This window comes from Bordetella tumbae (assembly GCF_054780995.1).
In genome coordinates this window covers 70,829-86,554 of the sequence record NZ_BAAGVG010000018.1, presented here as the reverse complement: position 1 = coordinate 86,554, position 15,726 = coordinate 70,829, and the positions used below count along the sequence as shown (strand labels likewise).

General features: G+C 62.1%; 11 protein-coding genes. 10 read left to right on the top strand and 1 reads right to left on the bottom strand.

Going from position 1 to position 15,726, the window contains the following annotated elements:
• Nucleotides 1-109: 109 nt before the first annotated feature.
• The 4 genes from ACYVI2_RS15220 to gluQRS all read left to right on the top strand — a co-directional run bounded on the left by ACYVI2_RS15220 (nt 110) and on the right by gluQRS (nt 4,964).
• Nucleotides 110-1,072, top strand: a complete 963-nt coding sequence (locus ACYVI2_RS15220; protein WP_415821831.1) for a TAXI family TRAP transporter solute-binding subunit — start codon at nt 110-112, stop codon at nt 1,070-1,072.
• 78 nt (nt 1,073-1,150) lie between these two features.
• Nucleotides 1,151-3,184, top strand: coding sequence for a TRAP transporter permease (locus ACYVI2_RS15215; RefSeq protein ID WP_415821832.1), 2,034 nt, complete (start codon nt 1,151-1,153; stop codon nt 3,182-3,184).
• Between the two features lie 436 nt (nt 3,185-3,620).
• Nucleotides 3,621-4,079, top strand: coding sequence for a Smg family protein (locus ACYVI2_RS15210; RefSeq protein ID WP_094824010.1), 459 nt, complete (start codon nt 3,621-3,623; stop codon nt 4,077-4,079).
• A 3-nt stretch (nt 4,080-4,082) separates the two neighbouring features.
• Entirely contained in the window at nt 4,083-4,964 is an 882-nt protein-coding gene (gene gluQRS, locus ACYVI2_RS15205; RefSeq protein ID WP_415821833.1) for a tRNA glutamyl-Q(34) synthetase GluQRS, read from the top strand.
• On the opposite strand, the gene ACYVI2_RS15200 is transcribed toward gluQRS, so the two are convergent.
• The gene (locus tag ACYVI2_RS15200; protein ID WP_415821834.1) at nt 4,952-7,789 is read right to left on the bottom strand and encodes a GDYXXLXY domain-containing protein; all 2,838 of its coding nucleotides are present in this window, start codon (nt 7,787-7,789) and stop codon (nt 4,952-4,954) included. The two genes, gluQRS and ACYVI2_RS15200, sit on opposite strands and share 13 nt — an antisense overlap.
• A gap of 62 nt (nt 7,790-7,851) precedes the next feature.
• Between ACYVI2_RS15200 and ACYVI2_RS15195 the strand changes: the two genes are divergently transcribed.
• The 6 genes from ACYVI2_RS15195 (at nt 7,852) to ACYVI2_RS15170 (ending at nt 15,639) form a co-directional block, all read left to right on the top strand.
• Entirely contained in the window at nt 7,852-10,461 is a 2,610-nt protein-coding gene (locus ACYVI2_RS15195) for a DNA topoisomerase III (protein WP_415821835.1), read from the top strand.
• Between the two features lie 166 nt (nt 10,462-10,627).
• Nucleotides 10,628-11,695: an ABC transporter substrate-binding protein gene (locus ACYVI2_RS15190; RefSeq protein WP_415821836.1), complete on the top strand. Its 1,068-nt coding sequence runs from the start codon at nt 10,628-10,630 to the stop codon at nt 11,693-11,695.
• Nucleotides 11,696-11,702: 7 nt separating this feature from the next.
• Nucleotides 11,703-12,473 (top strand): ABC transporter ATP-binding protein, encoded by a 771-nt coding sequence (locus ACYVI2_RS15185; RefSeq protein ID WP_415821837.1) that lies wholly within the window; start codon nt 11,703-11,705, stop codon nt 12,471-12,473.
• 14 nt (nt 12,474-12,487) lie between these two features.
• Nucleotides 12,488-13,339: an ABC transporter permease gene (locus tag ACYVI2_RS15180; RefSeq protein WP_415821838.1), complete on the top strand. Its 852-nt coding sequence runs from the start codon at nt 12,488-12,490 to the stop codon at nt 13,337-13,339.
• A 13-nt stretch (nt 13,340-13,352) separates the two neighbouring features.
• Complete coding sequence (locus ACYVI2_RS15175; protein ID WP_415821839.1) at nt 13,353-14,144, top strand: SDR family oxidoreductase; 792 nt, start codon at nt 13,353-13,355, stop codon at nt 14,142-14,144.
• Between the two features lie 58 nt (nt 14,145-14,202).
• Complete coding sequence (locus tag ACYVI2_RS15170; protein WP_415821840.1) at nt 14,203-15,639, top strand: aldehyde dehydrogenase family protein; 1,437 nt, start codon at nt 14,203-14,205, stop codon at nt 15,637-15,639.
• Nucleotides 15,640-15,726 lie beyond the last annotated feature (87 nt).

The following is a 15,726-nucleotide window of genomic DNA, read 5'->3' as shown; positions in this document are numbered from 1 at the left end:
TACTCGAGAAGCACATAGTGTATCCCCCAGGCAAACCCTATGCCTCCTGGAATCACCCCCGTGACAAAATCGCGTGGGGATCGAAAACACCCGCACCTGGAGAAGCTTCATGTCGTTGAAAAACTGGATCAAGACCCTGACCCTCGCGCTGGCCGTCGCCGGCAGTGTCGGGACTGTGCACGCACAGCAATTTTTCCGCATCGGTACCGGCGGCACCGCGGGAACCTACTATCCTGTAGGCGGCATGATCGCCAACGCGATTTCGCAACCCGGCAAGCTCATCGCGACGGCGGTTGCCTCGAACGGTTCGGTTGCCAACATCAACGGCATCCTGGGCGGCTCGCTCGAAGCCGGCTTCACGCAATCTGACGTCGCCTACTGGGCCTACACCGGCACAGGCACGTTCGACGGCAAACCCAAGGCTGAAAATCTACGCTTGATCGCTACCCTCTATCCCGAAAGCATCCACCTGGTCGCACACAAGGGTTCGGGCATCAAGTCCGTCGCCGATCTGCGCGGCAAGCGTGTCTCGATGGACGAGCCCGGCTCCGGCACCCTGGTAGACGTTCGCCTGATTCTCGGCGCCTACGGGATGACCGACAAGGACATCAAAGCCGAGTACCTGAAACCGAACCAAGCCGGCGACAAGATCCGCGACGGCGGCCTGGACGCGTTCTTCTTTGTGGGCGGCGCCCCCGCCGGTGCGATTGCCGAACTGGCTTCCAGCGGCGCAGGCATCGAACTCGTCCCTCTGGTCGGCCCCGAGATCGACAAACTGCGCAGCGAACAAGAGTTCTTCACGCCCGACACCATCGCCGCCGGCATGTACCAGGGTGTGGGCGAGATCAAGACCATCTCCGTCAATGCGCAAATGGTGACGTCCGCCAAACTGTCCGACGAGACCATCTACGACATCACCAAAGCTCTCTACAGCGCGGAAACCCGTAAAGTGCTCGACAACGGTCACGCCAAAGGCAAGCTGATCACCAAGGAAAACGCCGTCAAAGGCGCCGGCATCCCGTTCCATCCGGGCGCCGAGAAGTTCTACAAAGAAGCCGGCCTGCTGAAGTAAGCCGTATCGCTTGCAGTACCCCCCTCAGCGCGCCGGGACGCACCCCGGCGCGCTGCGTTTCTTTTGATAGGCCTGGCGATGGAAATCGATCACGATAAAACCCAGCAACTCGCGGAAAAATTCGACTCCGAAATCCGCTTCCGGCCACTGGCCAAAACCGCCACCGCGATCGTGTCGGTCCTGCTCGTATCGCTATCGATATTTCACTATTACACGGCGGGCTTTGGCCTGCTGCGCGAGGCCACGCACCGAGGCGTGCACCTGGCCTTTGTACTGAGCCTGATTTTCCTGGTGTTCGGTTTCAGCAAATCGCATTATCAGCGCGAGCCCCGTTCGACGCTGCTATCGCCGGGCGGCGTGCCGTTGTACGACTGGATCATCGCCATCGTGCTGGCCTTCAGTGTGCTGTATATCCCGTACATCTTCGAGGACCTGGCGTTCCGCGTCGGCAATCCACTGCCCATGGACGTATTCATGGGTTCGGTCTTGATCATCGGCCTGCTGGAAGGCACGCGCCGCGCCATGGGTTGGCCCCTGCCCATCATTGCACTGGTCTTTCTCGCCTACGCCGCATTCGGGCCCTGGTTTCCCGGCCTGCTCAAGCACGCCGGCAATACCTGGCCGCAGATCGTCAACCACATGTACCTGACCAGCCAGGGCATTTATGGCGTCGCCGTAGGCGTGGTCGCCACCTACGTTTTTCACTTTGTGCTGTTCGGTGTGCTGGCCAGCCGTATCGGCCTGGGACAATTATTCCTGGATGTCGCCTCGACCATCGCCGGCCGTTATGCCGGAGGCCCAGCCAAAGTTTCCGTCTTTGGCTCGGCCATGTTCGGCATGCTGTCGGGCTCGTCTGTCGCCAATGCCGTCACGGTGGGATCGCTAACCATCCCGGCCATGATCCGTATCGGCTACCCGCGCCACTTCGCCGCAGGCGTCGAAGCCGCATCCAGCACCGGCGGCCAGATCACGCCGCCCATCATGGGGGCCGCGGCTTTCCTGATGATCGAATTCCTGGACATCCCTTATCAACAGATCATCATGGCCGGTATCTGCCCGGCCTTTTTGTATTTCTTCGGCATGTTCATGCAGGTGCACTTCGAGGCCAAGCGCGAGGGGCTGCGCGGCCTGCGCGAAGACGAAATGCCCAATCTGCGCGACTCGTTCAAACGCCGGTGGCCAACCCTGCTGCCACTCATCGCCCTGATCTCGGTACTGGCCAGCGGCCGCACCCCTTATCTGGCCGCGTTCGCCGGCATCACAGGCTGCATCCTGGTAGGCCTGCTCAACCCGCTCCAACGCCTGAAATGGCGGGACCTGTACGACTCCTTCGAAACCGGCGCCAAATACGCGTTGGCCGTCGGTGCGGCCGCCGGCACAGTAGGCCTGGTCATCGGCGTCGTCACCCTGACGGGCGTGGGCTTCAAGGTGTCGTACATCGTGATCTCGGCAGCCCAGTTCATCTCGGGCGGGCTGCATACCGTCATTCCGGAATTCCTGGCGTCGGCACAAACCCTGACCTTGATGGCCGCCCTCGTCATGACCGGCATTGTGTGCGTGCTGATGGGCTGCGGTGTACCCACCACCGCCAACTACCTCATCATGGTTGCCATCGCCGCGCCCATCCTGGTGCAACTGGGTGTCCAACCGATTGCCGCGCACTTCTTCGTGTTCTATTTCGGCATCCTGGCAGACATCACTCCGCCCGTCGCGCTCGCCGCCTATGCCGCGGCGGGCATGGCGGGCAGTGATCCGTTGCGAACAAGCGTCACCGCCTTCAGGCTGGGCATTACCAAACTGATCGTGCCCTTTGTATTCGTCTTTTCCCCGTCGCTGCTGATCTCGGTGCAAGGCTTCACGTGGTTTGCCTTCCTGGAAACGCTGATCGGCTGCATGATCGGCCTGGTATTGCTGTCCGCTGCCTTTTCGCGCTACATGCTGGTCAGCATGAAATCGTGGGAACGTTGGCTATGCACCATCGGTGCACTGCTGACCATTATTCCGGGCTTCACCAGTGGCCTCGTCGGTTTGGCCGTCTGCATCCCGGTATTCATTCGCCAACTGGCGCAGTTGAAGGCCGAAAAAACAGATAAGGCACTCCCCGCCACGTAACCTCGGCCACCATCCCTCGCCACTCTCATCAATCGCAACGCAAGATCCCGGCACGAACAGTCACCCCTGGCCCAATCAACCATGGCAAGCAACCGTTGCGAGCCGGGGTCCGTTGTGTAAAGGCCGCACCGGCCCGTTGAGCGCGGGGAAGTCCCGCAGGGACCGAGGCCCCCTGGTCATGGGGCCGAGCCCGCGTGATAGGGCCGGTGCGGCCTTTACACAACGGACCCCGGCGCCTAAAGAACTCCACCGGGAGCAATACCCAATCCCCGCCTTGGCGACATACCGTGGCAATAAAGAAACGCCTCCGCGCACCCACCATGGCCAGCAGCCCCCCAAGTTGCCCCCAATGACAATTCAGCGTACATTTAAATTCACGTTTGCTGGTTTGCCGATATGCGGGCCGACTGGGCAAACAGGCACTACTTTGCGCCATATGTTCGATATCCTCGTTTATTTGTTCGAAAACTACTACACGCCGCAAGCCTGTCCCGCGGCTGACATCCTGGCCAAACGCCTTGCCGCGGCCGGCTTCGAGCACGACGACATAGACGACGCCCTGGGTTGGCTATACGGTCTGGCCGAAACCACCGAACGCTGCGTTGATCTGGCCCAGGTGCCCAGCACCGGCACGCGCATCTACGCTGATTCCGAATACCGGCAACTGGGGTCCGAGTCCATCGGCTTCATCGCCTTTCTCGAATCGGCCGGCGTTCTGCCCGCCCCCTTGCGAGAAATCGTCATCGACCGTGCATTGGCGGCCCCCGAAACCCCGGTACCTCTGGCCAAGATCAAAATCATCGCCCTGATGGTGCTCTGGAGCCAGGAAGCCGACATCGACAACCTTGTCCTGGAAGAGCTGCTCGACGACGACGGTGCACGCCGGCTCCACTGAGCCGTGCACTACGTCGGCCGCTTTGCCCCCAGCCCCAGCGGGCCCCTGCACCTGGGCTCGCTAGTCGCCGCCTTGGCCAGCTGGCTGGACGCACGCGCCCAGGCCGGGCGCTGGCTGCTGCGTATCGAAGACGTCGACACGCCTCGCACCGTCCCCGGCGCCGCACAGACCATCATGAGCCAACTGCGCGCCATGGGCCTGCATTGGGATGGGGATATCCTGTGGCAATCTCAGCGCAACAGCACTTATCAACAGGCCTTTGACGCGCTGACAGCGCGAGGACTGGTCTATGGTTGCGGCTGCACGCGCCGGGAAATTGCGGACTCCGCATTGCGCGGAACCTTGCCGGCACTAGACGGCGAACGCCCCTATCCCGGAACCTGCCGTCATGGCCTGCCACCAGGCCGTCAGGCGCGTGCCTGGCGGTTACGTGTCCCCGAAGGCATCGAGACCTTTGTCGACCGCTGGCTGGGCCCTCAGCAGCAGAATGTCGCACAGGCAGTGGGCGATTTCGTCCTGCGCCGTGCGGATGGCCTGTGGGCGTATCAACTGGCCGTCGTGGTGGACGATGCAGAGCAAGGCGTCACCGATATCGTGCGCGGCGCGGACCTGCTCAGTTCCACCGCCCGCCAACGCATCCTGGCTCGGCTGTTGGGCGCCGAACCCCCGCGCGTCATGCATGTGCCGTTGATCACCGATCCCGACAGCGGCCTGAAATTGTCCAAACAGAATGGCGCCGCGCCGCTGGATACGGCACAGCCTTTGGCGATGCTGACGCAGGCTTGGCAGGCGCTGGGCTTCGCCCCCATCGCCGCAAGCACACCGGAAATGCTCCTCGCCCAAGCGATCCCGCAATGGGCCCAGCGCTTTCCCTACAACGGCTGACGATCTTCGCCCAGCATACGCACCAACAACCCTGTCCCGTCGTCTCCCACCCGTATTTCGCCGTAACGCGCCCGCGCATAGCGATCGGCCTGGCCTTCCGGAAAGAAATACGCGTTCGTGACAATCCGCACGTCGCGATCGCGGATGCGATAGCGCAATGCAATTTCGTCGCCCGTCACAGGTTGTGCATCGGCTTGCGTCCGTACCCATCGCGCCACGCCATCGCCATCCGGCACTAACACCACATAACCATCGGTGGGCTGCTGGGCGGCCTCCTCGGAATCGAAACTGGGCCTCAGCTGATCACCCACCGCAAAATTCAACGCCATGTAGTCGCCCTGCATCAACGAACGCGGATCGACCGGCGCCAACTGAAGAACGACCACTCGCCCCTGAGTGAGCAAGTTCTCTCGTTGCCAAATCGTGTGGTTGACCACGGCCAGCACCAGGATCAGCCCACCCAACACCACCGCCGTACGCCAGCGCAACGCCGATGTCACAGGAGCAGGCCGCGTCGCCGCAGGCAATTCAATCGTCTTCATCCAGCGAGGCACCAGATACACCAACGCACGCAGGACAAACAACAGTAATGCGGCGCCGCCCAGCCAGAATGCCTTATCCAGCAGCGGAATTTCCAATTGGTAGTAGTACACCAACAGATACACCAGCAAGCTGAGGCCGCCCACCATCGTCAAGCGCGGTTCACGCAACCCGAAACCCAGCAACATCCAGGCCAATGCGAACGCCACACCAGGGCTGGGCAGCCAAAATAACGCCAACGCCAACAGCCCCAGCGGCACACCCCACACCACACCCGAGGTCAACGCACGACGGCGCGGCCACAGCACCGCCCACGCGCACGCCACCGGCAGCAGTACGCCCAGAACCATGATCAGCGCCACAAACGCGTCTGCGCGCCACAAGGCGGGCAATCGCATCAATGACACGCCGCCCGCCAGCCACACCATGGTCTGCACTGCCAATGCGAAAGCCCAAGCCAACGGCTTCAAGGCCTCGAACCTGGCGTGCACCGGTGCCTCGAAAGACACGATATCCCTGTCGGGCACGGCGTCATGAACGGAAGCTTCGACCGTGCTACCAAGCGATCCCGGCATCGTGCCCGGCTGCACGCGAAACAGCCCCAACGCGGGGGCGTAACTCAGGTAAAACGCAATCGCCGCCGTCCAGGCACCGGCCACTGCCACAGGCAGCCACACCCTCGTCGCGCCGATGGCCTCGTAGTCCAGCCAATCCCACATCCGGTCAGACTGCAAAAACCCGGGCACGAGATACTGCACGATCAATCCCGCCAGCGCGGTGGCCATCATGCCCGCGCTCAAGAAACGCAACAGCGTCTCGGCGCCCAAGGCATACACCACGGCCCCCAGCACAAGAACATAGAACCACGTGCCGGACTCAAAATAGGAAGACGAATCGGGATAGAGCAGGCCGAACAGCACCAACAACTGGCCCGCAAATCCCAACGCCGTCAGACACTGCCGCCAGAACAGTCCCGCCGGAACACGCAATCCGCCCACAGCCAGCGCGCACAACACCACCCCGGTAATCTTCGCCCCCGTTCCCGAGACAATCAGCTCAGACGCCAGCAAAAACAAGAGCAGCAACAGCGTCGCCAGCCATGCGCTCAAGGCCAACAACCCTTGCACATACCAGGGAGGATTCGCCTGATGCTGAATGCCGACGTCTCGCTCGACCTTGATACTTGCCGCGCGAGCATCACTCGCTGCCGCACCGGCATCATGACCGGCGTCGTCAGCCCCTGGTGTCCCGGCCCTCTGCGCGGCGTCCTCCGCCGATTCGCTTTTTTGCAGATGACTTGCCGCTGTCGCCGCCTGACCCGGTGACGCAGCATCGTTAACCGCGGCTCTCGCCGGCGGCCACACTGGTGCCGGCCGTGCCGCCAGACGGCGCAACCAGCCGGCCGCAATCACGGCCTCGCCTATCAGCAAGGCTGCCAGGGGCAATGCAGCCCAGGAGTCATTGGCGATCTCCACCAGCAACTCGCCGACGACCCGTAGCGACATCCCGATAACGCCCGCTGCCAGCAGAGCCAAAATAACCAGGTCGCGGCGCACATGTTGATAGTAGTAGCCGAGTCCCAGCGTTGTCAGGATCCAGAGCAACCCCGCACTGGACCCGAGTCCGTACAGAGGAGCGTAATCAAAAAACATCGCGATCCCGAGCAGGCCGACAGCCCATGCTACGAGCACCCTGGGTCCCAGTACCGTACTGGCGCGCCAGCGCCAGCTGGCGGCCTCCCAGCCGGCCAGGAACAGCAGATTCACGACCGCCACGGCCAACATCTGCTGGGCAGGCACCAGGATCCACAGAAACATACTGCCCTCTTGCACGTAGAGCACCATGGCAACATTGACGACCACCAGCCACAGCAGCCAAACCGCCTGACTCATGGCCACCAGCGCCCAGGGCAGCAGCAATACTCCCCACCAGGCGAAAAGCTCCCAGGTATCGGCCCCCGTCTGATATGTCTGCCCCAGCAAGGCCAAAAGCGCACCCAGCAGCAACCCCGCGAGCGCCAGCAGGGCATCGGGCCCATATCGGCGGGCGCCGTCAGCCGCACGCAGCCGCCACCCCAGCCAGGCGGCCGCCACCACGCAGACGGCCAACAAGACCTGCGCCCCCGCAAAACGCTGGGTTTTCGAGAGCGCCTCCCAATTGGCCGCCACCCCGCAAATTACCGCACTCCCGAGCAGCCAAATGCCCAGCCACAGGGTGCCGCGAGACAAAAATTGACGCCAAGCGTGCAATTCCGATCCCACCTTAATTTCCGGCTTGACTTGCATGCGGCGAATCTCCCCTCGTATTATCCGCGCTACACCGGCGGGTCTACCGCCAATGGATACCCATGAGCAAAACGCTGATTATTGCCGAGAAACCCTCGGTCGCCCTTGATATTTCCCGCGCCCTCGGAGGCTTCGCGCGCGAGGGTGATTATTTTGAAAGCGAACGTTACGTACTGGCCTCCAGTATCGGACATTTGCTGGGCTTGGTCGCGCCCAATGATCCCGTCAAGGGAAAATGGAGCTTCACGCACCTGCCCGTCATTCCGCCTGAATTCGAACTCGGCCCTGCCGACAAGAAATCGGCCGAACGCCTCAAACTACTGGTCAAGCTGGCCAAGCGAAAGGACGTGGACAGCCTCATCAACGCCTGTGACGCCGGGCGTGAGGGCGAACTGATCTTTCGCTACATCATCCAGTACGCCGGGGTCAAAAAGCCCATTAAACGGCTCTGGCTGCAGTCTATGACCCAGGCCGCCATTCGCGAGGCCTTTTCGAACCTGCGCGACGACACCCAGCTCAAGCCGCTGGAGGCCGCCGCGCGCTCGCGCGCCGAGGCCGACTGGCTGGTGGGCATCAATGGCACCCGCGCCATGACGGCCTTCAACAGCAAGGACGGCGGCTTCTTCAAAACCCCCGTGGGCCGTGTGCAGACCCCCACGCTGGCCATCGTCGCCGAGCGCGAGGAACGCATCCGCAGCTTCGTGCCGCGCGACTACTGGGAAGTCCACGCCACCTTTGTCGCCGCTGCGGGGCTCTATCAGGGCCGCTGGATCGATCCGGACTTCAAGAAAGACGAACGCGACCCCGAAAAACGCGAATCGCGCCTCTGGTCACAGGCCGCCGCCCAGAGCGTCGTAGCGGCTTGCCGCGAGCAGCCAGGCACCGTCACCGAGGAATCCAAACCCTCGACCCAGATGTCGCCGGCCCTGTACGACCTGACGTCGTTGCAGCGTGAGGCCAACGGCCGTTTCGGCTTCTCGGCCAAAACCACCCTGGCGCTGGCGCAGACGCTGTACGAACGCCACAAAGCCTTGACCTACCCGCGTACCGATTCGCGCTATCTGCCCGAAGACTACCTAGGCACCGTACGCGACACCATGCAAGCTCTGGCCAAGGGCGGTTCCAACGCGGTGGGACAGCTGTCGCGCCACGCCGGCACCGTGGTCACGCAAAACTGGATCAAGCCCAACCGCCGAATTTTCGACAATAAAAAGGTGTCGGATCACTTTGCCATCATCCCCACGCTGCAGATCCCGCATGATCTCAGCGAGGCCGAAGGCAAGCTGTACGACCTGGTGCTCAAACGTTTCCTGGCCGTGTTTTTCCCCGCGGCCGAGTACCGCGTCACCACCCGTATCACCGAAGTCCAGGGCCATCGCTTCAAGACCGAGGGCAAAGTCCTGGTCGCGCCGGGCTGGCTGGCCGTTTATGGCAAAGAAGCCCAGGGCGAAGACGCCAACCTGGTTCCCGTTGCCGACAACGAAACCGTCCGTACCGAAGACGTCGAGGCAATCGGTCTATCGACCAAACCGCCGGCCCGCTACAACGAAGCCACACTGCTGTCCGCCATGGAAGGCGCCGGCAAACTGGTGGACGACGAAGAGCTGCGCGAGGCCATGTCCGAGCGCGGCCTGGGCACGCCGGCCACCCGGGCAGGCATCATCGAAGGCCTGTTGAGCGAGAGTTACCTGCGCCGCGAGGGCCGCGACCTGGTGCCCACCGCCAAAGCCCGCCAATTGATGACGCTGCTGTCCGGACTGGACGTCACGGAATTGACCTCGCCCGAACTCACCGGCGAATGGGAACACAAGCTCAAGCAGATCGAGCAGGGCGGATTGGGCCGCGAGGCCTTTATGCGCGAGATCGCGCAGATGACCCAGGTCATCGTCAAGCGTGCCAAAGAATACGAGCGCGATACGGTGCCTGGCGACTATGCCACCCTGAAAACCCCGTGCCCGAAATGCGGCGGCGTCGTCAAGGAAAACTACCGCCGTTACGCTTGCACCCAGTGTGAGTTCTCTATCGGCAAGCATCCTGGCGGCCGCACCTTTGAGCTGCCCGAAGTCGAAGAGCTGCTCGCCAAACGCGAGATCGGCCCCTTGCAAGGCTTCATCAGCAAAATGGGCCGGCCTTTTGCCGCCATCCTGCGTATCAGCGACGAATACAAACTCGAATTCGACTTCGGCCAAAAGGACGAAGAAGACAACGAGGCCGTCGACTTTTCGGGCCATACGCCGGTGGGCAACTGCCCCAAATGCAACTCGCGCGTGTTCGAACATGGCCTGAGCTATGTGTGCGAGAAATCGGTCGGTCCCGACAAGACTTGCGATTTCCGTTCGGGCAAAATCATCTTGCAGCAAGAGATCTCACGGGATCAAATGCACAAGCTGCTGACCGACGGCCGCACTGATTTGCTCGAGGGATTTGTCTCCAGCCGCACGAACCGCAAGTTCAAGGCGTTCCTGGTGCGCCAACCCGATGGCAAAACCGGCTTTGAGTTCGAGCCCCGCGCCGCCAAACCCGGCCGCGCGCCGGCCAAGGCGGCGGGTAAAACTGCCGGCAAGACGGCGACCAAAACCGCAACGAAGACCGCAGCGAAAAAAGCCGCCCCCAAAAAGGCCGCGGCCAAGAAAACGGCAGCCAAAAAAGCCGCAAGCAAGACGACCGGCTAAGGGCGCGCTCGCGCACTCTCCGCAGGTCAATTCCGCGGGAAACAAGTTATCCACACCCGATAACGCGTTTCCCGTCCCGCAAAGACCGTGGTCCACCACGGTCTTTGCGCATTTGCAGTATCGTTGTCCTCAAACAGCCGTGTCACTACAACATTTCAGGACGACAATGCAGCGCTCTCCCTTGAAATCGGGTTCTTACACCCGCCGCCATTTTCTTGCCTGCTCCGCCGCGCTTGCGGGAACGAGTCTGCTCGGCGCGCCGGCGTTGGGCCGGACCGCACTCGGCGAGGCCGCGTTTGGCCTGGGCAGCATTGATCCTTTCTTCGCCGCCGCTTACGTCGCCTTCAAGAAAGGCTATTTTGGCGAAGGCGGCCTGGAGGTCGAATACCTGAACTCGCAAAGCGGTCCCCGCACCATGCAGATGCTGGCGGCAGGACAGATCCTCTTTGGCGCCACGGCTGCGACCGCCGCCCCGGCCTTGACGCTGGCCGGCAAGCCCGCCAGCCTGGTCTTTGGCTTTGACCGCAAACTCACCTACGCCAATGTCATCGTACGGCGCGAGGATTTCGACAGCGGCAAAATCAAGACCCTGAAAGACCTGGCAGGCAAACGCGTGGGCGCGACGCAGCCGCAATCCAGCACCTGGCTCATGGCCGTTTATCTGATGCAACAGGCAGGCATCGCCGACCAGGTCGACATCCGTCCGCTGGGGGACCTGGCCACGATGCTGGGCGCCCTGAAAACCGGCTCGATATCGGCCAGCATGGCGACCATGTCCATGATGGAACAGGCGCAGGCCGAAGGGTGGGGCGTACCGATTTTCGACGCCACCACCGAAGCCTCATGGAATGCCTTCATGGGAGGCGATGTCCCGGGCATCGCCGCCCTGACCCTGCAGGACACCATTCAAAAGCGCCCCGAAGTCGTACAAGCCTTTGTGACGGCGCTGGTCAAGGCGCAGGACTTCATCACCGCCAACAGCGCTCAGGCCGTCACAGACGCGATCTATGACGACTACCTGGCCGCCTTTCCCCGTCCCGCCATCGAAAAAACGCTGGGCATCTACAAGGAAACCGTCTTTCTGAAAGACAACCTCATCACCGAAGACGCCTACAACCGGATGGCGGCCATCATGGGCGACGGACGCCAGTTCTCGAACGAGGAAATGAAAAAAGTCCCCTACGCGACCTGCGTCGACATGTCATTCGTCCAACAGGCCCGCAAGGCGTCTTGAATCGCCGATGATCGAACTCAACGAGGTCGGTAAAGCCTACCAGGCGCGCGGCGGCACCGTACATGCGGTGGGCAACGTATCGCTATCCATTGCCGAAGGCGAATTCGTCTCTATCGTCGGGCCGTCTGGTTGCGGCAAAAGCACCTTGCTCAACATGATGGCGGGCTTCCTCGCCCCCACCACCGGCAGCATCCGGGTGGCGGGCGCACCCGTCAATGGGCAGGTACCGCCCGCCCTGGGCTATATCTTTCAAAAAGACACGCTGCTGCCCTGGTACAACGTGCGTAAAAATGTCGCGCTAGGCTTGAAATTCCTGGGCATGCCCGCCGCACAAATCGACCGCCGCGTCGCCGAGCTGCTCGAACTGGGCCACCTCAGTGCTTTCGCGCAAGCCTATCCTCATCAATTGTCCGGCGGCATGCGCCGTCGCGTCGCGCTCTTGATGAGCCTGGCCGTCGAGCCTCGTATCCTGTTGCTCGACGAGCCCTTCGGCGCCTTGGATACGCACACCAAAACGCATTTGCATCGCGAGCTCATCGAGATCTGGCGCAAGCTCGGCCAAACCGTCGTCATGGTCACCCACGATCTCGACGAAGCCATCACGCTCTCGGATCGCGTCATCGTGCTGTCGGGGCCGCCGAGCCGTGTCCTGCTCGATGAACGCATTCAGATTCCGCATCCGCGCGATGTTTTTGTGCTGCGTGAAACCCCGCAGTTCGTCTCCCACGTGCAAAGCCTCTGGAGCGTGCTGGGCGAGCAATTCCGTACGGCTGCCTGACCGCTCTGATATCCATGACTGCTTCCGACGTTTCCACCCTGCAAGACCAACTGCGCGAAGACCGGCGGGCTCAGGTACAACGCCGGCTGCGCATCACTGCGTGGCAAATCCTGATCCTGGCCATCATCATCGGGGGTTGGGAAATCCTGACCCGTATCCCCTGGTTCGCGCAGAACACCATCTTTGACCCATTTTTCATCAGCCAACCCTCGCGCATCGCCGTGCGGCTGTGGGAATGGGTGCAACCCGGCCCTCGTTCCGTCTGGCCGCACTTGTGGCTGACCCTGCAAGCCACCCTGGTAGGCCTAGTCGTCGGCGTGGGCAGCGGATTCCTCGTAGGCATGGTGCTCAGCCGCAGCCGCATGCTGGCGGATGTTTTCAACCCCTTTATCGTGGCATTCAATTCCATGCCGCGCATTGCCTTTGTTCCCCTGATCACCATGTTTTTCGGATTGGGCCTGGCATCCAAAGTCGTGACGTCGTGGTTCGTGGTGTTCTTTCTGGTGTTCTTCAACACCTACAAAGGGGGACGCAGCGTCGAACGCGAACTCGTCGATTTCTGCCGCACGCTGGGCGGCTCGCCGCGCCAGATCCTGTGGCGCGTACGTGTCCCCACGGCCGCCGCCTGGACCTTTGCCGCGCTGCCCAACGCCATCAGCTTCGCACTCATCGGCGTCGTACTGGCCGAATTCGTTGGATCCACCACCGGCATGGGCTATCTGATGGTCACCGCCTTGGCCACGCTGAACGCGACCGACATGTTTGCCGCAGTCACCTTGCTTTCCCTCGTCGGTATTGCGTTAGTCTATGCTGTAACGTGGATTGAGCGCAGACTGTTGCATTGGGCGCCCGAGTTCCGCGATTGATTGATATCCAGCCATGAATACCCCGACTGCCTCGCAAGCTTATCTACAGCGCTTTTCCCTGGCCGGCCACGTCGCCCTGATCACGGGATCCGCGCGTGGCCTGGGCCTGTGCATGGCACGCGCCATGGCCGGTAGCGGTGCGCATGTCCTCATCAATGGCCGCAGCGCCGACGCCACCGAGGCCGCGGCGCATACGCTGCGCGGACAAGGCCTGGCCGCATCGGCTCTCCCATTTGATGTATCTGACGACGACGCCGTCGCCCGCGCATTCGACCGCATCGACCGTGAACATGGCCGCCTGGACATCCTGGTCAACAACGTCGGGGCCCGTAACCGCAAGACACTGCAAGCCATTACCGCAGCGGAAATTCGTACCCTGATCGACACCGATCTGGTCGCTGGCATGGTGCTGGCCAAACTCGCCGCCGAACGCATGGTGCGCCAAGGTTCAGGCCGTCTCATCACCATCACATCCGTGGTGGGCGAATTGGCACGCCCCGGGGACGCCGTCTACCCTGCGGCCAAGCAAGGCCTGACCGGCATGATGCGCGCGCTGGCCGTCGAGTTCGGCCCGATGGGCATCACCAGCAACGCCATCGCGCCCGGAACGTTCGCCACCGAAACCAATGCCGCCATGGTGGCGGACCCTGCGATCAACGAACGCATCTGTGCCCGCAACCCGACCGGACGCTGGGGCCAACCCGAAGAAATCGCCGGCGCTGCCGTATTCCTGGCATCGCCTGCAGCCTCGTACATCAACGGCCAGGTGCTGGCGGTGGACGGGGGTTTTTCCATCTTGTTTTAGCTGCCCGGCGCCCACCCCGCCGGCATTTTCTGCAACGACACACTAGAGGTTCTCAGGCATGAAGCAGCATTTCATTGATAACCGTTCCGTACCCGGTCTCTCGGGCGAAACCATTCCCGTCATCGATCCCTCTACGGGGCAGGAATACGAGGCCATCCCACGCGGTAATGCGGCCGACATCGACGTCGCCGTGCGCGCGGCGCGCAAGGCCTACGACGAAGGCGCCTGGGGCAAACTCACCGCGGCCGAACGCGGCCGGCTGATGTTGAAACTGTCGCTGAAAATCCTCGATCACATCGACGAACTGACCGAGATCGAATCGCGCGATTGCGGCAAGCCCACCAAACAAGCCCGCGCCGACGTCACGGCCGTGGCGCGCTATTTCGAATACTACGGTGGCGCGGCGGACAAGCTGCACGGTGAAACCTTGCCCTATCAAAACGGCTACACGGTCCTGACGCTGCGCGAGCCGCATGGCGTGACTGGCCACGTGGTCCCGTGGAACTACCCGCTGCAGATTTTCGGCCGCAGTGTAGGCGGTGCGCTGGCAGCGGGCAATGCCTGCGTCGTCAAGCCCGCCGAAGACGCTTGCCTGTCGCTGCTGCGCTTGGCCGAGCTAGCAGCGGACGTGGGGTTCCCGCCGGGTGCAATCAATATCGTCACGGGCTACGGTCATGAGGCAGGCGATGCGTTGACGCGTCACCCCGGCATTGACCACATCTCGTTCACGGGCTCGCCTCGCATCGGCGTGCTGGTCACCCAGGTCGCTGCCGAACGCCACGTTCCGGTGACGCTGGAGCTGGGTGGCAAGTCACCGCAGATCGTGTTCGGCGATGCGGATATCGATGCATTGATTCCCGTGGCTGTGAATGCCATCGTACAGAACTCGGGACAAACGTGTTCGGCAGGCAGTCGTCTGCTGATCGAACGCAGTGCCTACGACCGTGTGCTCGAACGCTTGTCTCAGGCGTTTTCGGCGCTGCGTACGGGTCCCGCCACGATGGACTTGGATTGCGGTCCGTTGATCCGTAAAACGCAGCAGGAACGCGTACAGGGCTTTCTCAAAGCTGCCGCGCAAGACGGCATCGCTACCGCCGCACAGGGCAAAGTCGCCGATGGTGCGCCCGCTGAAGGCTACTACCAGGCTCCGACGCTGCTGCGCGATGTGCCGGTCGATCATCGTCTGGCACAAGAGGAAGTCTTCGGTCCGGTGTTGGCGGCCATGCCGTTCGATGACGAGGCCGATGCAGTGCGTATTGCCAACGCCACGGAATATGGCCTGGCCGCCAGCATCTGGACTCGCGATGGTGCGCGCCAACTGCGGATCGCGCGCAAGGTGCGCAGTGGGCAGGTCTTTATCAACAACTACGGAGCGGGGGGCGGCATCGAACTGCCGTTCGGTGGTGTCAAGGCCAGCGGGCATGGGCGTGAGAAGGGCTTTGAGGCGCTGTATGGGTTTACGGTGCTGAAGACGATTTCTATTAAGCACGATTGATAGGTGGTGGTGTTGTCAGTGCGGGTGAGTTGAGATTTTTACCGTTGCCCATGGGATCGACTCATCGCACTGAGTTCGGATCAATTC